The 25443-nt window shown below is 69.2% G+C and carries 24 protein-coding genes and 5 pseudogenes; 14 read left to right on the forward strand and 15 right to left on the reverse strand.

Annotated elements, in window-relative coordinates; all coding sequences use genetic code 11:
• Positions 1 to 101: 101 nt before the first annotated feature.
• From OG306_RS04225 to OG306_RS04245, 5 genes are all read right to left on the reverse strand, one after another.
• Positions 102 to 1064 carry an electron transfer flavoprotein subunit alpha/FixB family protein gene (locus OG306_RS04225; protein ID WP_266744697.1) on the reverse strand — a complete coding sequence of 321 codons (963 nt, stop codon included), beginning with the start codon at positions 1062 to 1064 and terminating at the stop codon, positions 102 to 104.
• Between the two features lie 151 nt (positions 1065 to 1215).
• Entirely contained in the window at positions 1216 to 2001 is a 786-nt protein-coding gene (locus tag OG306_RS04230; protein WP_266744698.1) for an electron transfer flavoprotein subunit beta/FixA family protein, read from the reverse strand.
• Between the two features lie 202 nt (positions 2002 to 2203).
• On the reverse strand, positions 2204 to 2710 hold the full coding sequence (locus tag OG306_RS04235) for a flavin reductase family protein (RefSeq protein WP_266744699.1): 507 nt from the start codon (positions 2708 to 2710) through the stop codon (positions 2204 to 2206).
• Between the two features lie 44 nt (positions 2711 to 2754).
• Positions 2755 to 2835, reverse strand: a complete 81-nt coding sequence (locus OG306_RS04240) for a putative leader peptide (RefSeq protein ID WP_351449023.1) — start codon at positions 2833 to 2835, stop codon at positions 2755 to 2757.
• 73 nt (positions 2836 to 2908) lie between these two features.
• Positions 2909 to 3235, reverse strand: coding sequence for a TlpA family protein disulfide reductase (locus OG306_RS04245; RefSeq protein WP_266744700.1), 327 nt, complete (start codon positions 3233 to 3235; stop codon positions 2909 to 2911).
• Between the two features lie 218 nt (positions 3236 to 3453).
• Between OG306_RS04245 and OG306_RS04250 the strand changes: the two genes are divergently transcribed.
• Positions 3454 to 4176, forward strand: coding sequence for a lysophospholipid acyltransferase family protein (locus tag OG306_RS04250; RefSeq protein ID WP_266744701.1), 723 nt, complete (start codon positions 3454 to 3456; stop codon positions 4174 to 4176).
• 64 nt (positions 4177 to 4240) lie between these two features.
• Here OG306_RS04250 and OG306_RS04255 read toward each other — a convergent pair whose 3' ends face one another.
• The 5 genes and pseudogenes from OG306_RS04255 to OG306_RS04275 all read right to left on the reverse strand — a co-directional run bounded on the left by OG306_RS04255 (position 4241) and on the right by OG306_RS04275 (position 8395).
• On the reverse strand, positions 4241 to 4933 hold the full coding sequence (locus OG306_RS04255) for a B3/B4 domain-containing protein (protein WP_266752073.1): 693 nt from the start codon (positions 4931 to 4933) through the stop codon (positions 4241 to 4243).
• Positions 4934 to 4962: 29 nt separating this feature from the next.
• A pseudogene (locus tag OG306_RS04260) lies at positions 4963 to 5064 on the reverse strand (transglutaminase); the annotation flags it as partial.
• An 81-nt stretch (positions 5065 to 5145) separates the two neighbouring features.
• Positions 5146 to 6225 (reverse strand): threonine aldolase family protein, encoded by a 1080-nt coding sequence (locus OG306_RS04265; RefSeq protein ID WP_266744702.1) that lies wholly within the window; start codon positions 6223 to 6225, stop codon positions 5146 to 5148.
• On the reverse strand, positions 6204 to 6971 hold the full coding sequence (locus OG306_RS04270; protein ID WP_266752074.1) for an SDR family NAD(P)-dependent oxidoreductase: 768 nt from the start codon (positions 6969 to 6971) through the stop codon (positions 6204 to 6206). Before OG306_RS04270 ends, OG306_RS04265 begins: the two co-directional genes overlap by 22 nt.
• Before the next feature lie 26 nt (positions 6972 to 6997).
• On the reverse strand, positions 6998 to 8395 hold the full coding sequence (locus tag OG306_RS04275; protein ID WP_266744703.1) for a DUF6421 family protein: 1398 nt from the start codon (positions 8393 to 8395) through the stop codon (positions 6998 to 7000).
• A 269-nt stretch (positions 8396 to 8664) separates the two neighbouring features.
• Between OG306_RS04275 and OG306_RS04280 the strand changes: the two genes are divergently transcribed.
• Positions 8665 to 9348, forward strand: a complete 684-nt coding sequence (locus tag OG306_RS04280) for a glycerophosphodiester phosphodiesterase (protein WP_266744704.1) — start codon at positions 8665 to 8667, stop codon at positions 9346 to 9348.
• 42 nt (positions 9349 to 9390) lie between these two features.
• Here the strand turns inward: OG306_RS04280 and OG306_RS04285 are convergent, their stop codons facing one another.
• Positions 9391 to 9975, reverse strand: coding sequence for a GNAT family N-acetyltransferase (locus OG306_RS04285; RefSeq protein WP_266744705.1), 585 nt, complete (start codon positions 9973 to 9975; stop codon positions 9391 to 9393).
• 78 nt (positions 9976 to 10053) lie between these two features.
• On the opposite strand from OG306_RS04285, the gene OG306_RS04290 reads away from it, so the two are divergent.
• The 6 genes from OG306_RS04290 to OG306_RS04315 all read left to right on the forward strand — a co-directional run bounded on the left by OG306_RS04290 (position 10054) and on the right by OG306_RS04315 (position 14181).
• Positions 10054 to 10440, forward strand: coding sequence for a VOC family protein (locus OG306_RS04290; protein ID WP_266744706.1), 387 nt, complete (start codon positions 10054 to 10056; stop codon positions 10438 to 10440).
• Between the two features lie 394 nt (positions 10441 to 10834).
• Complete coding sequence (locus OG306_RS04295; protein WP_266744707.1) at positions 10835 to 11437, forward strand: DUF5134 domain-containing protein; 603 nt, start codon at positions 10835 to 10837, stop codon at positions 11435 to 11437.
• Positions 11438 to 11543: 106 nt separating this feature from the next.
• Positions 11544 to 12479: a M56 family metallopeptidase gene (locus OG306_RS04300; RefSeq protein WP_266744708.1), complete on the forward strand. Its 936-nt coding sequence runs from the start codon at positions 11544 to 11546 to the stop codon at positions 12477 to 12479.
• A gap of 33 nt (positions 12480 to 12512) precedes the next feature.
• A complete protein-coding gene (locus OG306_RS04305) occupies positions 12513 to 13211 on the forward strand; it encodes a phosphatase PAP2 family protein (protein ID WP_266744709.1) in 699 nt (232 codons plus the stop codon).
• 19 nt (positions 13212 to 13230) lie between these two features.
• Entirely contained in the window at positions 13231 to 13956 is a 726-nt protein-coding gene (locus OG306_RS04310; protein ID WP_266744710.1) for an HAD family hydrolase, read from the forward strand.
• 45 nt (positions 13957 to 14001) lie between these two features.
• Complete coding sequence (locus OG306_RS04315) at positions 14002 to 14181, forward strand: hypothetical protein (RefSeq protein WP_266744711.1); 180 nt, start codon at positions 14002 to 14004, stop codon at positions 14179 to 14181.
• Positions 14182 to 14322: 141 nt separating this feature from the next.
• Here the strand turns inward: OG306_RS04315 and OG306_RS04320 are convergent, their stop codons facing one another.
• Positions 14323 to 15804 carry an LVIVD repeat-containing protein gene (locus OG306_RS04320; protein WP_266744712.1) on the reverse strand — a complete coding sequence of 494 codons (1482 nt, stop codon included), beginning with the start codon at positions 15802 to 15804 and terminating at the stop codon, positions 14323 to 14325.
• Between the two features lie 158 nt (positions 15805 to 15962).
• On the opposite strand from OG306_RS04320, the gene OG306_RS04325 reads away from it, so the two are divergent.
• Both OG306_RS04325 and OG306_RS04330 read left to right on the forward strand, forming a co-directional pair.
• Positions 15963 to 16649 (forward strand): DUF305 domain-containing protein, encoded by a 687-nt coding sequence (locus tag OG306_RS04325; RefSeq protein ID WP_266744713.1) that lies wholly within the window; start codon positions 15963 to 15965, stop codon positions 16647 to 16649.
• A gap of 77 nt (positions 16650 to 16726) precedes the next feature.
• A complete protein-coding gene (locus OG306_RS04330) occupies positions 16727 to 18151 on the forward strand; it encodes an FAD-dependent oxidoreductase (RefSeq protein WP_266744714.1) in 1425 nt (474 codons plus the stop codon).
• Between the two features lie 2 nt (positions 18152 to 18153).
• On the opposite strand, the pseudogene OG306_RS04335 reads toward OG306_RS04330, so the two are convergent.
• The 3 genes and pseudogenes from OG306_RS04335 to OG306_RS04345 all read right to left on the reverse strand — a co-directional run.
• Positions 18154 to 18376, reverse strand: a pseudogene (locus tag OG306_RS04335) (transcriptional regulator); the annotation flags it as partial.
• A gap of 29 nt (positions 18377 to 18405) precedes the next feature.
• Complete coding sequence (locus OG306_RS04340) at positions 18406 to 18822, reverse strand: acyl-CoA thioesterase (RefSeq protein ID WP_266744715.1); 417 nt, start codon at positions 18820 to 18822, stop codon at positions 18406 to 18408.
• Positions 18823 to 18985: 163 nt separating this feature from the next.
• Positions 18986 to 19102 (reverse strand): annotated as a pseudogene (locus OG306_RS04345) (NADH:flavin oxidoreductase/NADH oxidase); the annotation flags it as partial.
• A gap of 179 nt (positions 19103 to 19281) precedes the next feature.
• Here OG306_RS04345 and OG306_RS04350 point away from each other — a divergent pair.
• From OG306_RS04350 to OG306_RS04365, 4 genes and pseudogenes are all read left to right on the forward strand, one after another.
• Entirely contained in the window at positions 19282 to 20688 is a 1407-nt protein-coding gene (locus OG306_RS04350; RefSeq protein WP_266744716.1) for an IS1380 family transposase, read from the forward strand.
• A 200-nt stretch (positions 20689 to 20888) separates the two neighbouring features.
• A pseudogene (locus OG306_RS04355) lies at positions 20889 to 22082 on the forward strand (IS4 family transposase); the annotation flags it as partial.
• A 287-nt stretch (positions 22083 to 22369) separates the two neighbouring features.
• Positions 22370 to 23624: pseudogene (locus OG306_RS04360) on the forward strand (IS4 family transposase).
• 52 nt (positions 23625 to 23676) lie between these two features.
• A complete protein-coding gene (locus OG306_RS04365; RefSeq protein ID WP_266744717.1) occupies positions 23677 to 25401 on the forward strand; it encodes an IS1182 family transposase in 1725 nt (574 codons plus the stop codon).
• Positions 25402 to 25443 lie beyond the last annotated feature (42 nt).

A 25443-nucleotide genomic window follows, 5' to 3' on the forward strand; every position in this document is an offset into this window, starting at 1 on the left:
CGGACCTGCGTCAATGCTGATCCAAAACGGTCCGGGGCCGTGCGGTGGGTGGACACCACGCGGCCCCGGACCGTTTGGGACGCTGTTTCGAGGGGGGTGGGTCAGCCCTTGCGGGTCTTGACCTCTTCGGTGAGCTGGGGCACGACCTGGAAGAGGTCGCCGACGACTCCGTAGTCGACGAGGTCGAAGATCGGGGCCTCGGCGTCCTTGTTGATCGCGACGATCGTCTTGGACGTCTGCATGCCCGCCCGGTGCTGGATCGCCCCGGAGATACCGGACGCGATGTACAGCTGCGGCGAGACGGACTTGCCGGTCTGGCCGACCTGGTTGGAGTGCGGGTACCAGCCCGCGTCCACCGCCGCCCGCGACGCACCGACCGCCGCACCGAGCGAGTCCGCCAGCGCCTCGATGACCGCGAAGTTCTCGGCGCCGTTGACACCCCGCCCACCCGAGACGACGATCGCGGCCTCGGTCAGCTCCGGACGCCCCGTCGACTCACGCGCAGCACGGGAAACGACCCGGGTGCCGGTGGCCTGCCCGGAGAACGACACCACCAGCTCCTGGACCGCGCCCGCGGCCGGAGCGGCCTCCACGGCGGCGGAGTTCGGCTTGACCGTGATCACCGGAACACCCTTCGACACCCGGGACCTGGTCGTGAACGACGCGGCGAACGCGGACTGCGTGGCGACCGGACCCTGCTCACCGGCCTCCAGATCCACCGCGTCCGTGATGATCCCCGAACCGATCCGGACCGCGAGACGCGCCGCGATCTCCTTGCCCTCCGCGGACGAGGGAACCAGCACCGCGACCGGCGAGACCGCCTCGACCGCCGCCTGCAGCGCATCGACCTTCGGCACCACCAGATACTCACCGAACTCCGGCGCGTCAGCCGTCAGGACCCGCACCGCACCATGCTCGGCCAGCACCCCGGCCGTGCCCGCGGCACCCGCACCCAACGCGAGCGCGACCGGCTCACCGACACGACGCGCCAGCGTCAGCAGCTCCAGCGTGGGCTTGCGGACAGCACCATCCACGTGATCGACAAAAACGAGAACTTCAGCCATGAGACTTCAATCTCCTGCGAGTTGCGAAGAAAAACGAGAACAGGAACACAGGGACGACACCAGCACCAGCACCGGCACCGGGACGGGGGCCGCCGCAGTCAGGACCGGGCCGCAGCCGAGACCGCAGTCAGGACCGGGGCCTGGTCCGGGGTCAGATGAACTTCTGGCCCGCCAGGAACTCGGCCAGCTGCTTGCCGCCCTCGCCCTCGTCCTTGACGATCGTGCCCGCCGTACGGGCCGGACGCGCCGCCGCCGCATCGACCACGGTCCACGCACCCGCCAGACCGACCTCGTCCGCCTCGATCCCCAGATCCTCCAGATCCCAGGACTCCACCGGCTTCTTCTTCGCCGCCATGATCCCCTTGAACGAGGGATACCGCGCCTCACCCGACTGGTCCGTCACCGACACCACCGCCGGAAGCGAAGCCTCCAACCGCTCCGACGCCGTGTCACCGTCACGCCGGCCCCGCACGACCCCGTCCGCCACCGACACCTCCGACAGCAACGTCACCTGCGGAACGCCCAGACGCTCCGCCAGCAGCGCCGGAACCACACCCATCGTCCCGTCCGTCGACGCCATACCAGCGATCACCAGGTCGAAACCGGCCTTCTCGACCGCCTTCGCCAGCACCAGCGACGTACCCATGACATCCGTGCCGTGCAGACCGTCGTCCTCGACATGAACAGCCTTGTCCGCACCCATCGACAACGCCTTGCGCAACGCGTCCTTCGCATCCTCCGGACCCACCGTCAACACAGTGATCTCCGCGCCGTCCGCCGCATCCGCGATCTGCAGCGCCTGCTCCACCGCGTACTCGTCGAGCTCCGACAGCAGACCGTCGACATCCTCACGATCCAGCGTCAGGTCATCGGCGAAATGCCGGTCCCCCGTGGCGTCGGGCACGTACTTCACACAGACAACGATCCTCAAGCTCACGCCGGCTCTCCTACTGCATCGTCATTTCTGGGCTGCCTTGTTGCTCGCAGCATAGGCGCCTGATGGGGCGGTTTCCGGTCGGGGCGACCGACGCTCCGACCGGAAATATTACTAGCCAGTACACCCAGTGCTTTACCCATGAGCAAGCGCTTGGAACTGTGATCTGGCCTACGTGCGTCGCCCAGGTGCCCCTTGGGAGTTCTCAGTCCCGCAGGCCGGTGAAGCGGCCCTGGTGATAGAGCAGCGGCCGACCGCCTCCGGACGGGTCGCCGACCACGGCCTGCGCGATCACGATCCGGTGGTCGCCTGCCGGAACCCGGGCCACCACGCGGCAGACCAGCCACGCCAGCACTCCGTCGAGGACCGGCACGCCTTCGGGCCCACTGCGCCAATAGGTGGACGGGCCGAACCGGTCGGCGCCGCTGCGGGCAAAAGTGGCGGCCAGATCCCGCTGGTGCTCACCGAGTACGTGGACGCCTATGTGCTCGGCCTCGGCCACGACCGGCCAGCTGGAGGACGAGGTCCCCACACCGAACGAGATCAGTGGCGGCTCGGCGGCCACCGAGTTGAGCGAGGTGGCGGTGAAGCCGACCGGCCGGTCACCTGCGGCGGTGATCACTGCCACACCGGCGGCGTGCTGCCGGAAGACCGAGCGGAGAAGTTCGGGGGACGCCGTGCGGGAGGTACCGAGCTCGGGCGATGCCGTCATGGAGAGGACCTTCTACGGAAGATGGCGTACAGGGCCGTGGTTGTTCAGACACCCGGACAGCGCGCACTCGCGTAGCGGGCGAGATCCACGTGGACCCGGCCGTGGAGAAGGAGTTCTGGCGGCATAAGCGTCAGACTGACGATGCGTGGCCGGTGCAGTCAAGGGTGTTCCGCAATGTGGGAGATACGTCACGGTCCGTCACATCGCCTGTCCCAGCGCGGCGACCACGTCGACGGTGCGCGGCTGCCCGACGGCCCGGCGGACGATCCGGCCGGTGGCGTCGAGGACGAGTACGGTCGGCGTTCGGCTGATCTCCAGCTCGCGCACGAGAGTGAGATGCGCCTCGGCGTCGATCTCCACGTGCGCGACGCCGTCCACCATGCGCGCCACCTCGACGAGGGTGCGCCGGGTAGCCCGGCAGGGCTGGCAGAACGCGCTGGAGAACTGCACCAGGGTTGCCCGCTCCCCCAATTCCGCGCCGAGTTGGGCCGCGCCCAGCGTTCCCCGGCGTGTCCGTCCGTCCACCTTCGGCCTCCCGTCAGAGCTCTTCGTAAGGGGTCAGCACCACCGGGCGGCGAGACATTCCCGGCGGTTCCACGTGACGAGAATCTCGCGCCCCGCGCCCTCCGAGACTGGCCACCGCGTCGCGCATGGGGCACGATCGGCCCAATGCCGCAAACCTACGGCTGCGTAACTTCCGCCGGGAGAATCCTCCCCAGGCGCAGAAGAAGGGTCTTCCCGAGATGGCAGAACTCGTCTATCGACCGGTCGTCGGCGCCGCTCGTACGTTTTTCAAGGCGCTGGACCTGAAGATCGACACTCAGGGTTCCGAGCACATCCCGAAGACCGGTGGCGCGGTCCTGGTGAGCAACCACATCAGTTATCTGGACTTCATCTTCACCGGGCTCGCGGCGCTGCCGCAGAAGCGGCTCGTCCGGTTCATGGCGAAGGAATCGGTCTTCCGGCACAAGGTGTCCGGGCCGCTGATGCGTGGCATGAAGCACATTCCCGTCGACCGCAAGCAGGGCGAGGACGCGTACGCGCACGCGCTCGACTCGTTGCGCTCCGGCGAGATCGTGGGCGTCTTCCCCGAGGCCACCATCTCGGAGTCGTTCACGCTGAAGAGCTTCAAGTCGGGCGCCGCCCGGCTCGCCCAGGAGGCCGGAGTGCCGCTGATCCCCATGGCGCTGTGGGGGACCCAGCGGCTGTGGACCAAGGGGCGGCCGCGTAACTTCAAGCGCAACCACATTCCGGTGACGATCCGGGTGGGCGAGCCGGTGGAGGCGCCCACCGACCAGTACGCGGGCGCGATCACCCGGCGGCTGCGGGAGCGGGTCCAGGAGCTCCTGGAAGCGGCCCAGCGCGCCTACCCCGTGCGCCCGAAGGACGCGAGCGACACCTGGTGGGTGCCCGCGCACCTCGGCGGTACGGCTCCGACGCCGGCCGAGGTGCGCGAGAGGAGCTGACGCGGCAGGTTCACCGCCCCGGCCGAAACGCGTCACTCCGGCGAGACCCCGCTCGGGCGAAACGTCACTCCGGGGTACCGACGGTGATCCGCGCTCCGGGGCTGAGCTTCGCCGGCCGCTCGGCGAGTTCGGCGCCCGCGGCTTCGAGTTCGCCGATCGTCATGGGCGCGAGGCGCTCCAGCAGGAATACGGCGTTCACGGGCTCCTCGGTGAGCCGGGGGCGCACCCCCTGTCGCCCATTCCAGCGCCTGCAGGTGACGCCCTCGTCGTCGCACCGGACGACTTCGCCGGGCTCGGGGTGCTCCACGGCCTCCTCGCCGCCCCCGACGGTGGAGAAGGGCTCCTGGCCGGTGGCACGTACAAGCCGCATGGCTCCCTTGATCCGGTCGATGTCTTCGCCACCGACCGGTATCAGGTGGGCGACGCTGATGGCGTTGGAGAGGTCGGCCAGGAGATTGATGCGCGGCAGCCCGGCGTCGGTGAGCGCGCGCCGGGCCAGGGCTTCGGCGGAGTTGCGGGTGCGGGAGGGCTTGGCGCCGAAGGCGGTGCAGGCATCACGCCAGGCCGCGAGGTGGGAGTCCTCGTGCGGGGCCCGGCCGTCGAGCCGCTCGGACAGCAGGCGGGTCGCTTCGTCCAGGAGAGCCGAACTCTCGTCGTTGCTGGGCCCGTTGACCAGCCCACGCGCTTCGACGGCGAGGTGGGTGAAGCCGGGGACGAGGGTGCGTACGTCGTCGGCGACGGTGAACGTCAGGGTCAGCGGCTGCCTTGCCTCGGGGTGTCGCTGCGGAGACCGGCGACCGTCTCCCGTACCAGCGGATGCTCGTGGTCGATGGCCTCGTCCGCGGCAAGATAGGCGGAAAGTTGTGGGCTCTGCTGAATCAGCTCCATGGCCGCCGAGCGTAGATATGCGGCCGACCGGATGTCAATGACTTTCCAGCCGACCGCATATCTATGCAATTCTGTTCAGGTCTACTTCGCCATTTCTTCCTTCAGTGCCAGGACGAATGCGTCGACATCGTGCTCCATCGTGTCGAAGGAGCACATCCAGCGCACATCACCGGCGGCCTCGTCCCAGAAGTAGAAGCGGAAGCGTTTCTGCAGCCGCTCGCTCACGTCGTGCGGCAGCCGGGCGAAGACGGCGTTGGCCTGGACCGGGTGGAGGATCTCCACACCGTCCACCGCGCGCACACCCTCCGCGAGCCGCTGGGCCATGGCGTTGGCGTGCCGGGCGTTGCGCAGCCAGAGGTCTCCGGCGAGCAGCGCCTCCAACTGCACGGAGACGAAACGCATCTTGGAGGCGAGCTGCATCGACAGTTTGCGCAGGTGCTTCATGGCCCGGACGGCGTCCGGGTTCAGGACGACCACTGCCTCGCCGAAGATCGCCCCGTTCTTCGTGCCGCCGAAGGAGAGGACGTCGACGCCGACGGTGTTGGTGAACGTACGCATCGGTACGTCCAACGACGCCGCGGCGTTGGCTATCCGGGCCCCGTCCAGGTGGACCTTCATGCCGTGCCCGTGGGCGTGGTCACAGATGGCGCGGATCTCGTCGGGTGTGTAGACCGTGCCCAGTTCGGTGTTCTGGGTGATCGAGACGACCTGCGGCATGGCCCGGTGCTCGTCGTCCCAGCCGTACGCCTGCCGGTCGATGAGCTCGGGAGTGAGCTTGCCGTCCGGGGTCGGCACGGTGAGCAGCTTGAGGCCGCCCACCCGCTCCGGGGCGCCGCCCTCGTCGACGTTGATGTGGGCGGACTCGGCGCAGATCACCGCACCCCAGCGGTCGGTCATCGCCTGGAGGGAGACGACGTTGGCACCGGTTCCGTTGAAGACCGGAAAGGCTTCGGCGGTGGGGCCGAAATGACTGTGCATGACCCGCTGGAGGTGCTCGGTGTAGTCGTCCTCGCCGTAGGCGATCTGGTGACCGCCGTTGGCCAGGGCGATGGCAGCGAGAATCTCCGGGTGCGTGCCCGCGTAGTTGTCACTGGCGAAGCCGCGTACCTGCGGGTCGTGGTGGCGTCGCGCGTCGGTCCTTACGGTTGTGGGGTCAGCCACAGGCGCTTTCCGTTCACTTCCGGGGCGGGCCGGTCCCAGACGCCGGCGATGGCCTCGGCCAGATCCTTGACGTCGGTGAAGCCCGCGAATTTCGCATTCGGGCGCTCGGCGCGCATCGCGTCGTGCACCAGTGCCTTGACGACCAGGATCGCAGCCGCGGCCCTCGGCCCTCCTTCGCCCCCCGCCTTGCGGAAGGCGTCCGCGAGGGCGAGGGTCCAGGCCTCGGCGGCGGCCTTCGCCGCGGAGTAGGCCGCGTTTCCCGCGGTGGGCTTGCTCGCACCGGCCGCGCTGATCAGCACATAGCGACCCCGGTCGCTGCGCTGCAGCCCTTCCTGGAAGGCCAGCGAGGTGTGCTGGACCGTACGGATCAGCAGCTTCTCCAGCAGGTTCCAGTCGGCGAGGTCGGTCTCTGCGAAGCCGGCACCGCCGCGCCAGCCGCCGACGAGGTGGACCAAGCCGTCGATCCGGCCGAATTCCTTCTCGGTCTTGTCCGCCCATTCGCGGGTGGCGGCGAGGTCCAGCAGATCGACGGTGTCTCCGGTGACGGTCGCTCCGCCGTGGGCGTAACGCGCCGCGTCGACCGCCTCGGCCAGGCGGGTGGCGTCCGCGTCGGAGGCGACGACGGTCGCACCGGCCTCGGCGAGCCTCAGCAGCGTGGCCTGCCCGGCCGGTCCCGCGGCCCCGGCGACCGCGATCACGGCACCTTCGAGAGCACCGCTCCCGTTGCCCTTGCCGTTTCCGTTCATGGCCACCGCCTCCTCAAGCTCGGCGCTCACGCGGCTGCCTGCTCGGCATCCGCGGCGGTGATCCCCTTGGTCGAGGCGATCACGTTCTTCAGCTTCTTGGAGAGCGCCTCATAGAACATGCTCAGGGGAAACTCGTCCGGAAGCACATCGTCGACGAGCTTACGCGGCGGCTGGGACAGGTCCAGCGCGTCCGGGCCCTTGGCCCAGCGGGAGCCCGGGTGCGGTGCGAGATAGGTGGCGACCAGGTCGTACGCGGCGAACCAGTGGACGAGCTTGGGGCGGTCGATGCCGTCCCGGTAGAGCTTCTCGATCTCGGCGCACAGCTGATTGGTGATCTGCGGGGCACGGTCCCAGTCGATCCTCAGCGTGTTGTCCGTCCAGCGGATCACGTCGTGCTTGTGCAGGTACGCGAAGAGGAGCTGACCGCCGAGGCCGTCGTAGTTGCGAACGCGCTCGCCGGTGACGGGGAAGCGGAACATCCGGTCGAACAGCACGGCGTACTGCACGTCGCGGCCCTGCGGGAAGCCGTCGGCCTCCAGTTTCACGGCCTCCTTGAAGGCGGTGAGGTCGCAGCGCAGCTCCTCCAGCCCGTACATCCAGAACGGCTGGCGCTGCTTGATCATGAAGGGGTCGAACGGCAGGTCGCCGTGGCTGTGCGTCCGGTCGTGGACCATGTCCCAGAGCACGAAGGCCTGCTCGCAGCGCTGCTGGTCGCCGACCATTTCGCGGATGTCGTCGGGCAGCTCGACGCCGAGCAGCTCGACGGCCGCCTCGGTGACCCGGCGGAACCGGGCGGCCTCGCGATCACAGAAGATTCCACCCCAGCTGAAGCGCTCGGGGGCCTCGCGCATGGCGACGGTCTCCGGGAAGAGCACCGCGGAGTTGGTGTCGTAGCCCGAGGTGAAGTCCTCGAAGGTGATGCCGCAGAACAGCGGGTTGTCGTAGCGGGTGGCTTCGAGCTCGGCCAGCCAGTCCGGCCAGACCATCCGCAGCACGACCGCTTCGAGGTTGCGGTCCGGGTTGCCGTTCTGGGTGTACATCGCGAAGACGACCAGGTGCTGCCGCCCGTCGGTGCGGCCCTTGGCCGGCTGGAAGTCGAGCAGCGAGTCGAGGAAGTCCGGCACACCGAAACCGTCCGCGGCCCAGCGACGCAGGTCCACGACCAGAGCACGGTGGTAGGCCGCGTCGTGCGGGAGCAGCGGGGAGATCTCCTCGATCGCGGCGATCACACGGTCCAGCGTGGCCCCAGCGGCCTCTGCGGACGGCGCGCCCTCGGCGTCGAAGTCGATGGAGCCGTCCTTCGACTGCCAGGGCCGGATCTCCTCCACGGCATTCTTGAGCGCGGGCCAGGCCGGGTGCTCGGTCACCCTCCGGTCCGTATCTATGTCGCCTGCGGCGACGTCGTGCACAAGAATTTCCGTCATAACTCTTCCTCCACGGGAGAACCTCGCGTCAAGCAACCGTATCCATGTGCGGTTCCTTCGGACAAGTGGGCCTCCGGAAATTATCCTGCTGCCCCCTTTGGTCACCGCGATTCTTCCTGCGCTGCATCTTTTCTGCGACCACTTCCGTCGACGGGGCGTGGTTCGGTGGCTGTCGGCGGGAGGTGGGCCACTAGGCTGCCGTAGTGCCGTGCCGCCTGGTGGGTAGGAGCCGCACGCGGGCAGGACACCGTCGACGGAAGCGAGTTGCCTTGTCTTTTCTCACCATCGGTCATCGCGGAGTGATGGGTGTCGAGCCGGAGAACACCCTGCGGTCCTTCCTCCATGCGGAACGGGCCGGGATGGACGCCATCGAGCTGGACCTTCATCTGAGCAAGGACGGCGCGCTGGCCGTCATGCACGACGCCGATGTCGACCGTACGACGGACGGCAGTGGTCCGATCGCCGAGAAGACCCTGTCCGAGCTGCGCGAACTCGACGCCGGGCAGGGTGAGCGGGTGCCGGTTTTCGAGGAGGTGCTCGACGCCGTACGGTCCCCCGTGCAGGCGGAGATCAAGGATGTGGCCGCGGCCCGCGCCCTGGCCGAAGTGATCCAGCGGCGCGGTCTCGTCGACCGGGTGGAGGTGTCGTCGTTCCACGACGAGGCGGTCGCCGAGATCGCCCAACTGGTACCGGGGGTACGGACCGTACTCATCGCGAGCCGCTGGCGGAGCGATGTGGTGGAGCGGGCGAAGACGGTGGGTGCGGCGACGCTGGCGCTGAACATCCGCCGCCTCACCCTGGAGGTGGTCGAGCAGGCGCACGCCGAAGGGCTGAAGGTCATCGGCTGGGTGGTGAACACCCAGGACCATCTGCGCCTGGTACGGGCCCTGCGGCTGGACGGCGCGACCACCGACTACCCGGACATCCGCCGCGCCGGCCGCTTCACCGCTTGATCACCGGCCCGGGCGGACCGGTCTCCGGCGCTGCCGGATCGATCACCGCCCCGGTCCGGTCGGCGATCCGACCGGTCGGACCAGGTCCTTGATCAGCAGCTCGAATGCGAGATCGTCGCGCTGCGGGATACCGATGCGCGGGTCGCCGTACGGGAACGGGCTGAGCTTTCCCGTACGGCGGTAGCCGCGCCGCTCGTACCAGGCGATCAGCTCCTCGCGCACCGTTATCACGGTCATGTGCATCTCGCTCACGCCCCAGCTCTCCCGGACGGTACGCTCGGCCTCCGCGATGATCACCTTGCCGAGACCGGCTCCCTGCAGTTCGGGACGGACCGCGAACATCCCGAAGTAGGCGGCGTCACCGCGGTGTTCGAGCTGGCAGCAGGCGACGAGCGCGCCGTCGCGCTCCACCACGAGCAGTCGGCTGCCGGGCGCTTCGACGACCTCGCGGACACCGTCCGGGTCGGTCCGCTGCCCCTGCAGGATGTCCGCCTCGGTGGTCCATCCGGTCCGGCTGGAGTCCCCCCGGTACGCCGACTCGATCAGCGTCACGAGTGCGGGCACATCGGCGTCGGCCGCGTCGCGGAAGGTCAGCTGTCCCGGGTCCTGGGCAGGGGCGGTGTCCATGGCGGTGGCTCTCCGTTTCTCTGTTGTGGCCGTGCCGGAGCAGCGTATCCCGCATGCTCAGGGCCTATGGTCGGGCGCATGGTTCATGTGCTGAGCAGCCGGATCCTGCTGCGTCCGGCCGATCCCGAGCGGTCACGGATCTTCTACGGGGAATCGCTCGGGCTGCCCGTCTACCGGGAGTTCGGCACCGGACCCGAGCGGGGCACGGTCTACTTCCTCGGCGGCGGCTTCCTGGAGGTCTCCGGGCGCGCCACCACCCCGCCGGTGCCCGGGCTCGAACTGTGGATGCAGGTCACGGACGTCCGGACGGCGCACGAGGAGGTGTCGGCCCGCGGCGTCGAGGTGCTGAGGCCGCCGGTGCGTGAGCCGTGGGGGCTCGTCGAGATGTGGATCCGCGATCCGGACGGGCACCGGATCGTCATGGTGGAAGTACCGGCGGACCATCCGCTGCGCTACCGCCCCTAGGGCTTCACGCCGTCAGCGCGGAGCACGGCTTCTCCCAGCGCGCGGCGCGGCTTCTTTCCACGCAGTCCACAAGCACGGGCAAAGCCTTTTCCAGGCCGCCGTCGTGGTCCGCGAACGGGAGGCGCTGGTGGTTCCGGAAGCCGTCCACGGCAAAGAAGGACGGGGCCGGGCATGTTCAGTACGCCCGCGCGGCGGGCCGGCTGGGCGGGTCGCCTCGGCGTCGGCGCCGGGGATCTCCACCCGGACTCGGCCGACCGGGCCGTGCGGGCACAGCGCGCGGCGGGGAACACCCCCTCCGCGCGCTCCCTTGTACCTCAGTGCGCCGCGTATGACGGTCCCGGCCCGGGCATCGACCAAGAGGGACCCAAGTCGTACGTCCAGGGGGAGGTGCGCTGTGCACGGACCGGCGGTGTCCGGCTGGCTGCTCATGGCGTTGTGCGGGGTGACGGGTGCGTACTGCCTGCTGCGCACGCGCGGCGAGACCGGGGAGGAACGCAGGGCGGCGCGAGCCGAGGCGCTGATGGGCTTCGGCATGGCCGCCATGGCGGTGCCGGCTGCTGTCGTGACGCCACCGGTGTGGGGGTGGGCGGTGTACGCCGTGCTGTTCGGCCTTTCCTCGTTGCGCGCGCTGTGGTTCGCCCGGCACAGCGCGCACCATCTGCACCACCTGGTCGGGTCGTCGGCGATGGTGTACATGGCGGTGGCGATGGCACCGGGCGGTGGAGGGGCCCATGGTGAGCACGGCGGGCACGCGGGCCACGGCGTCGCGGCGACGGCCGGGGGCATACCCCTGCTGACCGGACTCCTGCTGGCCTACTACGCGGCGTATGTACTGAGGTCGGGGACCCGGTTGATACCAGTGGCCACCATGGCGGGCGGTAGCGGGCCGGTCGCGGGTGGGCCGCTCGGTGGTGGCTGGGCCGCTCGTCCCGAGCTGGCTCTCGCCTGTCGGCTGACCATGGGCATAGCCATGTTCGCGATGCTGCTCACTCTCTGAGAGATCTGCCGGATCCGCGAGACAGCGGGTGGGCCAAACCGTGGCGTACATCACTTGCCGTGCAGAGCCATACCCGTGGGTACCACGCCGCTCATAGGCTGGCGTCATGTTGGTCTCCCTAGCGCTGCTGCTGCTCGGTGCACTGGCCGCCGTCGTGACCCCGCGTCTGATGGCGCGGGCGCAGTGGCCGGAGCGTGAGCCCGTTGTCGCGCTGTGGGTGTGGCAGTGCGTGGTGGCCGGGGTGCTGCTCTGTTTCGCGCTCTCCATGACGTTCAGCGCGGCCGCGGCCTGGCAAGCGGTGCGCGGGCATGTGTTCGCGCCGGCGCCGCGTGCCGTGGTGGAAGCGTATGCGCTGGGCGGACACGGGCGGTGGTCCGCCACCATGGCCGTGCTGCTGGCGCTCGGCGGGGTATGGACGGCGGCGATGCTGACCCGGGAGATCCGTCGCGCCCGAGTGCGTCGCAGGCGGCGCCGGACCGAATTGCTGGTGCGTTCCCCGCTGATGCCTGGGGAGGAGCCCGGCAGCGGCCGGCTCGTCGTGCTGGAGGGAGAGCGCCCGGATGCCTGGTGGCTGCCGGGTGCGGCGCCTCAACTGGTCATCACCACCGCGGCGCTGGGCCGCCTGAAGGGGCGTCAGCTGGATGCGGTACTCGCTCACGAGCAGGGTCACGCGAAGGCCCGGCACGACTGGCTGCTGCACTGTTCCGGCGCGCTCGCGAGCGGGTTTCCCCAGGTGCCGGTGTTCGCGGCCTTCCGCGACGAGATGCACCGGCTGGTCGAACTGGCCGCGGACGATGTGGCGTCGAGGCGTTTCGGGCGGCTGACGATCGCCCTGGCCCTGGTGGAACTCAACGAGGACCGCGGCGTGTTCGGCCCCTGCCCGACGCCGGACGCCGAGCTCCCGCTGCGGGTGAACCGGCTGCTGACCCCGGTGGAGCGGCTCACGGCCGGCCGTCGGCTCCGGCTGACCGCGGCGGCCGCCCTGGTGCCGGTGGTTCCTCTTCTGGTGGCCTTCCTTCCGGGACTCACAGCACTGGGATAGCCGGGGACGCGGAGCTTCCGCGAAGATCGCCCCATGTCATCCCCGTTGCCGGTACCACCGGCCCGCACCCGTTCCCACGTGAGCCCCTTCGGCACGGCCGTGGTCTGCACCGCTCTCGCCCTGGTCCTGCTGATCCTGGTCGCCGGGCGCTGGTCGCCGTTGATGACGCTGGACCGTACGGTCGCGGATGTCCTGCACCGAAGGGCGGTCACCGAACCCGGCCTCGTCCACGCCAACCGGGTCCTGACCGACTGGGTATGGGATCCGTGGACGATGCGCGCCCTGATCACGGTGGCCGTGGTGGTGCTGTGGTGGCGCGGGGCGCGGGCGCTCGCGGTGTGGATCGCCCTGACGAGCGTGCTGTCGGCTCTCCTGCAGCAGGGGCTGAAGTCCGCGGTCGGCCGGGAGCGGCCGCGGTGGCCGGACCCGGTGGATTCCGCTCACTACGCCGCGTTCCCGTCGGGTCACGCCATGACGGCGATGGTGAGCTGCGGTCTGCTGCTCTGGCTGCTGCGCAGGCACGGCGCGGGGCCCCGGGTGTGGCGGGCGGCGCTGGTGGTGGCCTGGGTCTCGGTGATCGGGGTGGGCGTCACCCGGCTCTACCTGGGGGTGCACTGGCCGAGCGACGTACTGGGCGGCTGGCTGCTGGGGGCGGCTCTGGCCGGGTTCTCCATCGCCGGTTTCGCCCGGTACGAAGAGCGCGGCGGGCCGGCCTTGCCGCGGCGCTCCTGAACCGGGGAGGATCGCGTCCATGCAGATCAAGGGTGTGCTCTTCGACTTCTCCGGGACTCTCTTCCGTATCGAATCGGTCCAATCCTGGTTGCGCGCGGCCCTCGCCGAGCGGGAGGTGGAGGTGAGCGAGGCCGACTTCGAGCGGTACGCGCGAGGGCTGGAGGCTGCCGGTGCGTTGCCGGGCGGTCCGCTTCCCCGGCACGTTCCCGAGCGGCTCGCCGAAGTGTGGGCCACCCGTGACGAGAGCATGGACCTCCACCGGGAGGCGTACACGGGGCTGGCGCGGCAGGTGTCCCTCCCGGATCCCGGGCTGTACGACGCGCTGTACGAGCGGCACAGGTCACCCGCCGCCTGGCTGCCGTACCCGGACGCGGCGGAGGTGCTCGGCGCACTGCGCGACCGCGGCATCCGCATCGGTGTCGTCAGCAACATCGGCTGGGACCTGCGGCCGGTCTTCCGGGCGCACGGTCTGGACACCCTGATTGACGCCTACGTCTTGTCGTACCAGCACGGCGTCCAGAAGCCGGACACACGCCTCTTCCACACAGCCTGCACACTTCTCGGGCAGGATCCGGCGGATGTGGTGATGGTCGGCGACGACCGGCACGCGGACGGCGGGGCGGCCGCGCTGGGCTGCGACGTGCGCTTTGTCCACCATCTGCCGGTGGAGCAGCGGCCCGACGGGCTGCGGACGCTCGGACTGGTGCCGGGCGTTGCCCGAGAGACATGTGAGAGATGTCCCTGACGCGCAATGGGTCGGATTATCACAACGTGGCCTTAGCCTGTATGCATGCCCCGTCGACCCGGCTCCTCCGATTCCGCGCGTACCGCCGCCGTGGTGAACAAAGAGATCCGTGACCTGTGGGAGCGCTCAGGCGGCTGCCTGTCCCCGGAGGACGAGGAGCAGTACCAGCGGTTGCTCGTGGAGTGGGCGGCAGTGACCGGCGGGAACGCCAGGTCCGCCGCCTGACCCGGGTGCCGGGTGCCGTACTCCTGTCCCGGGCGTCGTCCGCTGCGGCGCGTCCCGCCGGGCCGTGGTACCGGCCCGGCGGGACGCACGCGGCGCGCGACGGAGCAGGATGGTGCGGGTCGAGCGGTTGACCGGGCGGGCTCAGTGGTCGAAGTAGTCCGGCTGCGTCTGGACATTGAGCTCGTTCAGCCGCACCCGCTTCGCCGGGTCGGTCCGCCGGTCGTCGAGCTTCAGGACGTCGAAGCCCTTGGCGATGTCGTTGGAGTAGATGTAGCCGTTGTAGTAGTACGCCGACCAGGAGCCGGCCGTGGTGACCGCGTCCGTGCTGACGGGGCCGCGCTCGAAGTAGCCGATCTCCTTCGGCTTCGAGGAGTCGGTGAAGTCCCACACCGAGACTCCGCCCTGGTACCAGGCCTGGACCATCACGTCGCGGCCCTTGACCGGGATGATCGAACCGTTGTGCGCGACGCAGACCTCGGTGTCGGCCTGCGGGCGGTCGATCTTGAAGTAGCTGCGGAAGACCAGCTTGCGGTGGTCCCCCTTGCCGACGATGTCGTAGATGCCGTCGGCGCCGCGCTTCGGGCCTATCTCCTCGTTGCAGGTGGCCGCGCCGCCGCCGCCGAGCTCATCGGTGAAGACAACCTTGTCCGCCTTCTGGTTGAACGTCGCGGAGTGCCAGAACGCGAAGTTCACGTTGTCCTGCACCCGGTCGATGATCTTCGGGTTCTCCGGGTCCTTGATGGAGAACAGCAGACCATCACCCATGCAGGCACCGGCCGCCAGGTCCTTCGAGGGCAGCACGGTGATGTCGTGGCAGCCGGTGGTCTTGGAGACACCCGGATTGGTCGGAGCTCCCGGATTGCCGCCGTCCGGGAAGAGCACCGGGAAGTTCACGACCGCGGCCTTCTCGGGTGCGTTGCGCGGCACCTTGATGATGGAGATCCCGTCGTGCGGCGGCTGGCAGTCGGGGAAGGCTTCGCTCGGCGAGTACGAGGAGACGTACACGTAGACGTTCTTGCCGTCCGGGACCAGCGTGTGCGTGTGCGATCCGCAGGCGGTCTCGACCGCGGCAACGTACTTCGGGTTGCGCTTGTCGCTGATGTCGAAGATCTTCATGCCCTCCCAGGAGGACTTCTCCGTGGCGGGCTGGGTGGTGCTGGTGCAGGAGTTGTCGCTGCGCGAGGAGTCGGTGGACAGGAAGAGCAGGTTCCCCGAGACCGAGATGTCGTTCTGCGAGCCGGGGCAGAGAACCTGCGCGACCGTCTTCGGGGCCTTCGGGTCTCTGATGTCGAAGATCCGGAAGCCGTCGTAGTTTCCGGCGTAGGCGTACGTCCCCTGGAAAGCCAGGTCCGTGTTCAGCCCCTTGAGCGCGTCCTTCGGGACGTTGGCCAGATGGGTGATGTTGCCACTGTGGACGATCTCGTCCACGCCGGGTAATTCGCCGCTCGTGATGGCGGCCGCGGCTGCGGCTTCCTGGGCGGCGGAGATATCGGTACGGGCGGCGCCCGGGTCGGGCGTCGCGGCTGCGGGACCGGCCATCAGCAGAGCGGCCAGCAGGCCGGCGGCCGCTGCCGCCACGCCCAGGCGTCTGCGCCGCACCGGGCTCGTGTGCAACGAAATCACTGCGTCCTCCCATGTATCCGAACGTAGTTGAACGGTTCACGGACCCCGGCAGTATCGTCCTTCCCATGGCTGCCCCAACAGATGGCAACAGAGACGTAATGAAAGTTTCTGACCGCTGTCGCGCGGAAGCGTGTTAGGACGATTGACATCCGCCCCATATGGCAATGGAGGTCCACTTGTTGATCCACCGTCAGTCCATGTGTGTACGCAGATCCGTGCTCGTCGTGGCCGTCGCATCCGCCACTCTCGCACTGGGCGCGTGCGATGCGGGAAGCGGTGACAGCCGTACGAACACGCAGGCGGGTGGGGCTCCTTCGGTGGTGGCGCCGGGCAAACCGGGCGAGCCCGCGCGGACCCTGACCGCGGAGGAAGCGGTGAAGGCCGCCGGGAGCAATACCCCCAATTCGGCCGACTTCCGGTATGTGCAGATGATGATCCAACACCACGCCCAGGCAATGGAGTTGACCGGCCTCGTCGCCGCCCGCTCCGGCTCCGCCGCGGTCAAGCGCCTCGCCGAACGCATCACCGCGGGCCAGAAGCCGGAAATCGGCGCGATGGAGGGATGGCTCACGCACAACGACGGGGTGAAGCGCGGCACCGGCCACGATCACTCGGCGATGCCGGGCATGGCGACCCCGGCGCAGCTGGAGCAGTTGCGGACGGCGGACGGCGCAGCCTTCGACAAACTCTTCCTGAAGTTGATGATCACCCACCACCAGGGGGCGATCACGATGGCGACCGACGTGCTCTCGCAGGGCAACGACGTGCTGGTCGAGGAGATGGCCGGGGATGTCGTCGCCCAGCAGACGGTGGAGATCGACCGAATGCGCGCGATGTCGTCCTGATCGCGCCCCGGGCGCGCCTCTCCCCCGCACCGGCCGCCGGTGCCATGCTGGACAGAGCCTGTGGGAAGAGGTGCGCCGTGCTCCGTGTCGCCGTCGTCGGTTCCGGTCCCAGTGGGGTCTACACCGCCCAGGCCCTGGTCGGGCAGGACCGGGTGCCTGGTGTCCGGGTCCATGTCCTGGACCGGCTCCCCTGCCCGTACGGCCTGGTGCGCTACGGCGTCGCCCCCGACCACGAGAAGATCAAGTCGCTGCAGAACGGCCTGCGGGCCGTCCTGGAGCACGAGCGGATCACCTTTCTCGGCAATGTCGAGGTGGGCGGCGACGGGATCCCGCCCGAACGGCTCGGCGAGCTCTACCAGGCGGTGGTCTACTGCGTCGGGGCCGCGGCCGACCGCGGCCTCGCGATCCCCGGCGAGGACCTGCCCGGCAGCTACTCCGCGACCGAGTTCGTCTCCTGGTACAGCGCGCACCCCGACGCCGCCGCCGACAGCTTTGCGCTGCGGGCCCGTTCCGCCGTGGTGATCGGGGCCGGCAACGTGGCAGTGGACGTGACACGGATCCTGGCCCGGAGCGCGCGCGAGCTGCACCCCACCGACGTACCGCACGCCGCGCTCGGCGCGCTGGCCGGGAGCCGGGTGCGCGAGGTCCACATGGCGGGCCGACGCGGCCCCTCGCAGGCCAGGTTCACCACCAAGGAGCTGCGGGAGCTGGGCGCGCTGCCGCGGGCGCGGGTGGTCGTGGACGAGGCGGAGCTGGCGCTCGACCCTGCGTACGTCGATCCGTCTCCCCCCTCGGCCCGTTCCGCACCGCCGAACGCGCCGCCCTTGACCGCGGCGGCGCGGCGCAACGTCGAGGTCCTGCGCGGTTGGGCCGCGGCGGGCGCCGCGGGTGTGGGCGCGGAGGAAGGCGCGGAGGAAAGCCCCGCGCGCACGATCCGGCTGCGGTTCTTCCTGCGTCCCGTCGAGCTGCTGGAGCGGGACGGCCGGGTGGCCGGGGTGCGGTTCGCCCGTACGGTGCCGGACGGCAGCGGGGGCGTTCGCGACTCCGGTGCGTACGAGGACATCGGCGCCCAGCTCGTGCTGCGGGCCGTCGGCTACCGCGGGCTGCCGCTGCCCGGCCTGCCGTTCGACGCGGTGCGCGGGACGGTGCCGCAGCTGGCGGGGCGGATACTGCGGGACGGGGTGCCGTCGCCCGGGGAGTACGTCGCCGGGTGGATCAAGCGAGGGCCCACCGGGGTGATCGGCTCGAACCGGTCGTGCGCGAAGGAGACGGTGGGGTCATTGCTCGACGACGCCCCCCTGCTCGCCGCGCGCCCGTCGGCGCCCGACCCCGTGGCCGCGCTGCGGTCGTGGGGGCTGCGCCCCGTGGAATGGGACGGCTGGCTGTCCATCGAGCGGGCAGAGGCGGCGCTGGGCAGGTCGCTGGGCCGGGGACCGGTGAAGATCCCGGACTGGGCGGGGCTGCTGCGCGCCGCGCAGGGTGGCGACCCGGGCGGATCGTGAGGCTACCGGCCTTCGCCGTCGCGCCGCGCCTGCCGGTTCGCGGCGTCGAGGACGCTGTCGAGCAGGCCGGGGAACAGCGCTTCCAGATCGTCGCGGCGCAGCCCGTTCATCTTGGCCGTACCTCGGTAGATCTGCTCGACAATGCCGCTCTCGCGGAGCACCCGGAAACGGTGTGGACATCGACTTGGACACCGGCAGGTCGAAGCAGGAGCAGCTGAGTTCGGGATCCGCCGTACACCGGATTCGGCAGCAGGTCAGCCGCCCAGCAGGTCCGGGTTCTCGGCGAGTGAGGCGAGGTGTCCCGCCGGGTCGGCGATCAGTCTGCGGGCCGTCAGGTCGAGCATTCCCGCCACGCCGGTGACCTGCGCCGCGACCGTGCCGTCCTCCTTGAGGATCTGCTGCGCGACCTCGAACGTCTTGCCCGCGCCGTATACGAACCGACAGGTCACCCGGACCCGGTCCCCGCCGCGCAGCTCCCGCAGAAACTTCACCGTCGTCTCCAGGGCCACCGGCCCGACGCCACTGGCCAGCAGCTTCTCCTGCGACAGGCCGGCCGCGCGCAGCAGTTCCCAGCGCGCGTGCTCGGCGTACTGCAGATAGACGGCCTGGTTCAGGTGCCCCTGTGTGTCGAGCTCGTAGCCCCGGACGGTCACGTCCACAGAAAAGGTCATGGCCGTACCAACATCACCGCGCATTTCGGCATTCCCGTCCGGGGGTCGCGACATCCGGGCCCGGACCGGCTTCGGCGCGAGGTGGGGGAACCTGAACTCGAAGCGGCTGCGGGCGACTTCGCCGGGACGCGACTCGGTGCGGGAGGCCCGGAACGGCGCGGTCCGCGCGGACGTACTGCTCCGGCGCACGGACCTCGCCGCCCGGTTCGCGGGCCGCGTACTGGGCCCACGGCGGGCTCCGCAGCAGTTCACGGCCGAGGAGGACGGCGTCCGCCCGGCCCTCGGTGCCACGCATGCCACGGGCTCAGGACAGCAACGGAAATCGGGGCACCGAGCTAGCCTCGCCGTTTCACTTGGGTACGGCTGACTTTGGGGCGGAAACGCGAAAGTGCCTTCCTGACCTGGGACGATGAACCTTGCTGAGGGGTTCTGTCGGTCCAGGCGGAGGGCACTTTCTACGTGCAGGCTATCGGGTTGCGTCCCAAGGTCCATGTCAGTGCCGATGGTTCGGGGGTGGTCGGGCATGCCGGGGCACGGTTGCTGGCGGATCTCGCTGATGCCACCGGGCTGACCGCCGCGTACTCCGCCGCTCTCAGGTCGCTTCGGCCGCGCGGGACCGGGCATGATCCGGGCCGGGTCGCCACCGACCTGGCGGTAATGCTCGCCGACGGTGGCGAGGCGATCGCGGATCTGGCCGTGCTGCGGGACCAGGCAGAGGTGTTCGGCCCGGTCGCCTCCACGCCCACCGCTTGGCGGTTGCTCGCCGACACCGACGAGGCTGCACTCGCTTCGCTGCGAGCGGCCCGCGGTTCAGCCCGGGAAGTCGCCTGGCTGCAGGCCGCCGAGACCGGTGAGGGCATACCTGCTGCTCGGGCCGGCGGACGAGAACTTCCCGGCCTGGTTCTGGACCTCGACGCCACGCTGGTGACCTGCCACTCCGAGAAAGAGCAGGCCGCACCCACCTACAAGGGCGGCTTCGGCTTCCACCCGCTGCTGTGTTACCTCGCGAACACCGGCGAGGCCGTGTCAGGGCGGCTGCGGCCCGGGAACTCCGGAGCCAACACTGCCGCCGATCACATCACGGTGCTCGACCAGGCACTCGCGCAGATCCCCGACGCTCACCGGCACGGCACCGACATCCTGGTCCGCGCCGACAGTGCCGGATCCGCGAAAGCCTTCCTCGCCCACGTCCGCGACAACCGGAAACGAGGAATTCGTACCTTCTTCTCGGTCGGATACGCAATCACCGAGCCGGTCCGCCGAGCTGTCCGGGCCATGCCCGACCGCCTCTGGCATCCCGCCCTGGACCAGGACGGGACGCTGCGTGACGGTGCTGAGGTCGCCGAGCTGACTGGCATGGTCGATCTGGACGGCTATCCGACCGGCACCCGCATCATCGTGCGCCGGGAGCGGCCGCACCCCGGAGCCCAGCTGTCCCTGTTCGATCAGGACGAGGGCCTGCGGCATCAGGTGTTCCTCACCGACACCCCGTACTCCGGGGGCGGATCCGCCCAGTTCCTGGAGGTCCGTCACCGCGGGCATGCCACTGTTGAGGACCACATCCGGTGCGGCAAGACCACCGGCTTCGGCCGCTTCCCCTCCCGCGACTTCGCCGTCAACGCCGTCTGGCTCGAACTCAGCCTCGCGGCGATCGATCTGCTGGCCTGGACGCGCGTCCTGCTGCTGGACGGGGAACTGGCCACTGCCGAGCCGAAGAAGCTCCGCTACCGGCTGCTGCACGTCGCCGCCCGCCTCACCCGCGGCGGCCGATGCCTGCGCTTGCGGATATCGGGGACCTGGCCCTGGAGAAACGAACTGGCCACGGCCTTCTATCGCCTCGCCGCACTGCCCCGTCCCGCCGGCTGACCGGCAAAGCCCTGACCGCCCACGACACGAAGGACCCTGGAGAACCCGACCACCGCGCCGGGTCTCCACCATGTCCGAACACCGAAATCGCGTCGGCCACCCGACAGTTACCCCTCAACGACGCCTCATCGCCCCAACTGAAACGGCGAGGCTAGCCTCAATACCGGTAACTTACGGAGATTCTGCTCGTTGTTGTTGGTATGCCAAGAGCGGGCCAACTGAAGTCATCTGGTGAGCGGTTGTCGGACCGAGTTGCGGTCGGAGTGCTGACGCAGGCGTTTCCTCGGTCGCTGGTGGACGAGGTACTGGTGGAGACGGGCCGGATGCAACTGCGGAACCGGTTGCTGCCGGCCCGGTTGGTGGTCTATTTCGTGCTGGCGATGTGTTTGTTCTCCGGGCAGAGCTATGAGGAAGTCGCCCGGCTGCTGACAGCTGGTCTGCAGGACGAGCGGCGTTGGCGTGGGACGTGGGTGGTGCCGAGTACGGCTGCGATCTGGAAAGCCAGGTCCCGGCTGGGTGTGGCGCCTCTGCGGCGGCTGTTCGCGCGCGTGTGCTGTCCGGTCGCCACACCCGACACGCAGGGCGCCTTCTACGGCGTCTGGCGGCTGACCGCGATCGACGGCACCACGTTTGACCTGCCGGACACGAAAGCGAACACGGAAGCGTTCGGCCGCCCGCCCCGCTCCGGGCGGGGCGAACTTGAGGTCGGCCGCCCGCAGTTGCGCATGGTCGGCCTGGTGGAATGCGGCACCCACGTCGTTTTCGACGCTGCGGTCGGAGGTCTGCGCGCCGGAGAGCAGACACTGGCCCGGGCGGTGCTGGGGTCCCTGCGGCCGGGGATGCTGCTCCTGGCCGACCGCGGTTTCTACGGCGTGGACCTGTGGTGCAAAGCGGCAGCCACCGGGGCGGACCTGTTGTGGCGCGTGCGCAAGGACCTGGTGCTGCCGGTGGTGGAGCAACTGCCGGACGGCTCCTACCTCACCGAAATTTTCGATCGGAGCGACATCCACCACACTCGTCGTGGGGTGCGGGTGCGCGCGGTGGAGTACACCATCGCCGGCCACGAGGGTGTCTACCGGCTCCTCACCACCATCCTCGACCCGTCCATGGCCCCAGCCGCGGAACTGGCAGCCCTTTACGCCCAGCGATGGGAGTTCGAGTCCACCCTCGACGAGATCAAGACCCACCTCGGCGGGTCGCACCTGGTGCTGCGTTCACAACACCCTCACGGAGCCGAGCAGGAACTTTACGGCTTCCTGCTCGTCCACCACGCTATCCGGCACCTGATGCACCAGGCCGCGAACCAAGCCGGTCAGGATCCCGACCGCATCTCCTTCATCCGTTCAGTGCGCGTCGTGCGCCGCCAGGTCACCGACCAGGCGGCATTTTCCCCCGGCAGACTCACCCGCGCGGTCAAAGCGACCCACGCTGAACTCATCGAGCGTCTCCTGCCACCGCGACGCCGCAGATCCAACCCCCGCGTCATCAAACGCAAAGTCCTCGCCTGGCCCCTCAAACGCGCCGCCCACCGTGTTACGGACCGTCCAGCTATCCCGACTCTCACCATCGTCAACGCCACCAAACCCAAACGGGTCAAGCGGACCAAAGCGCCCTAAGTTACCGGTATTGAGGCTAGCCTCAATACCGGTAACTTACGGAGATTCTGCTCGTTGTTGTTGGTATGCCAAGAGCGGGCCAACTGAAGTCATCTGGTGAGCGGTTGTCGGACCGAGTTGCGGTCGGAGTGCTGACGCAGGCGTTTCCTCGGTCGCTGGTGGACGAGGTACTGGTGGAGACGGGCCGGATGCAACTGCGGAACCGGTTGCTGCCGGCCCGGTTGGTGGTCTATTTCGTGCTGGCGATGTGTTTGTTCTCCGGGCAGAGCTATGAGGAAGTCGCCCGGCTGCTGACAGCTGGTCTGCAGGACGAGCGGCGTTGGCGTGGGACGTGGGTGGTGCCGAGTACGGCTGCGATCTGGAAAGCCAGGTCCCGGCTGGGTGTGGCGCCTCTGCGGCGGCTGTTCGCGCGCGTGTGCTGTCCGGTCGCCACACCCGACACGCAGGGCGCCTTCTACGGCGTCTGGCGGCTGACCGCGATCGACGGCACCACGTTTGACCTGCCGGACACGAAAGCGAACATGGAAGCGTTCGGCCGCCCGCCCCGCTCCGGGCGGGGCGAACTTGAGGTCGGCCGCCCGCAGTTGCGCATGGTCGGCCTGGTGGAATGCGGCACCCACGTCGTTTTCGACGCTGCGGTCGGAGGTCTGCGCGCCGGAGAGCAGACACTGGCCCGGGCGGTGCTGGGGTCCCTGCGGCCGGGGATGCTGCTCCTGGCCGACCGCGGTTTCTACGGCGTGGACCTGTGGTGCAAAGCGGCAGCCACCGGGGCGGACCTGTTGTGGCGCGTGCGCAAGGACCTGGTGCTGCCGGTGGTGGAGCAACTGCCGGACGGCTCCTACCTCACCGAAAATTTTCGATCGGAGCGACATCCACCACACTCGTCGTGGGGTGCGGGTGCGCGCGGTGGAGTACACCATCGCCGGCCACGAGGGTGTCTACCGGCTCCTCACCACCATCCTCGACCCGTCCATGGCCCCAGCCGCGGAACTGGCAGCCCTTTACGCCCAGCGATGGGAGTTCGAGTCCACCCTCGACGAGATCAAGACCCACCTCGGCGGGTCGCACCTGGTGCTGCGTTCACAACACCCTCACGGAGCCGAGCAGGAACTTTACGGCTTCCTGCTCGTCCACCACGCTATCCGGCACCTGATGCACCAGGCCGCGAACCAAGCCGGTCAGGATCCCGACCGCATCTCCTTCATCCGTTCAGTGCGCGTCGTGCGCCGCCAGGTCACCGACCAGGCGGCATTTTCCCCCCGGCAGACTCACCCGCGACTCTGGTGCGCAATTCTCTGCGGCTGCTTGACCGGTAGGTGATGATCGTTCCTGCGGTCGTTACGTGTCGTCCGGCCGTGGAGGGTGGGTTGTGATGTCGTTGCGGCCGATGGGGCTGCCGCCGGTGCCGGAGCAGACGGTGCGGGTCGCGCGGGCGGCGTTCCCGCAGGGGAGTTTGGCGATCCGGGTGCGGGACCGGCTCGGGGAGGTCTTCACCGATGAGCCGTTCGCCGAGGCGTTCGGGGTGCGTGGGGCGCCGGGTCTGTCGCCGGGGATGCTGTCGCTGGTCACGGTGTTGCAGTTCGCGGAGAATTTGACTGATCGGCAGGCCGCGGCGATGGCGATACGGGCCATCGACTGGAAGTACGCCCTCGGCCTGGAGCTGACGGACACCGGCTTCGACCACAGTGTGCTGCCCCGGTTCCGGGCCCGCCTGGTCGGCAACGGCATGGAGCGTGTCGTCTTCGACCGGCTCCTTGAGTACTGCGTGGACGCCGGGCTGGTGGCCGCGGGAGGAAAGCAGCGCACCGATTCCACCCATGTGGTCAGCGCGGTACGGGACTTGAACCGGTTGGAGCTGGCCGGGGAGAGCGTGCGGGCTGCGCTGGAGGCGCTGTCGGTCGCGGCACCGGACTGGCTGGCCCGGGCCGTGGACGTGCCGGAGTTCGCCCACCGCTACGGACCTCGGGTCGACAGCTGGAAACTGCCCGGCTCCAAGGTCAAGCGCGACCAGTTGTCCCAGGTCTACGGACAGGACGCGTTGCGGCTGTGCCGGGCCGTCTGGTCGCCCGACGCGCCGGCCTGGCTGCGGGAGATCGGGGCCGTGGACATCATGCGCCAAGTCCTCGTGCAGACCTACACCGTCCGCACCAGCAGCCGGGGCAAGGAGGTGGTCAGCAAGCGGGAAGCCGACGAGGACGGTGTCCCGCCCGGCCATCTCCGCCTCGCCTCGCCCTACGACACCGACGCCCGCTGGTCCGCCAAGGGCGACGACCTGTTCTGGCTCGGCTACAAGGTCCATCTCACCGAGAGCTGCGACAACACTCCCCCCGAAGCCGAAGCCGAAGCCGAAGCCGAAGCCGAAGTCCGGGGACGGCCGAACCTGATCACGGATGTGACCACCACCCTGTCGACGGTGCCGGACGTGAAGGCCACCGCGCCGATCCAGCAACAACTCGCCGACCGCGGCCTGCCGCCCGCCGAGCACTACCTGGACTCCGGTTACCCCTCCGCCGAACTGATCGAGACCGCCCGCAGCCGCGGAACCGTCATGGTCACTCCCGTCCTCCTCGACCGATCCGCCCAGGCCAAGAGCCACGCCGGCTACGACAAGAGCGCCTTCCGGATCGACTGGAAAGCCCGACGGGTCCGCTGCCCCCAGGGCAACACCAGCACCGGATGGCACCCGGTGCGACAACGCGAACGAGACGCCATCGTCGTCGAGTTCGCTAAGACGGACTGCCAAGCATGCCCCGTCCGACCCGAGTGCACCTCGGCCCGGCGCGGCAACCGCATGCTCACCCTCTACCCCGAGCACCTGCACACCGTCCTCGCCGCCGCCCGCGCCGAACAGAAGACCAAGACCTGGAAGGACAAGTACGCCCTGCGGGCCGGAGTGGAAGGAACCATCAACCAGGCACTCGACATCACCGGCATCCGCCGGGCCCGCTACCGCGGGCTGCCGAAAGTCCGCCTCCAGCACGCCTTCTCCGCCACCGCGATCAACGTCGTCCGCCTAGACGCCCACTGGACCGAGCATCCACTGGACCGCAGCCGCACCAGCAACCTCACCCGCCTCAGCTACCGACTCACAGCCTGACCACCCACCCGGAATTGCGCACCAGAGTCGTCATCAAACGCA

This window comes from Streptomyces sp. NBC_01241 (assembly GCF_041435435.1).
Lineage (GTDB): Bacteria > Actinomycetota > Actinomycetes > Streptomycetales > Streptomycetaceae > Streptomyces.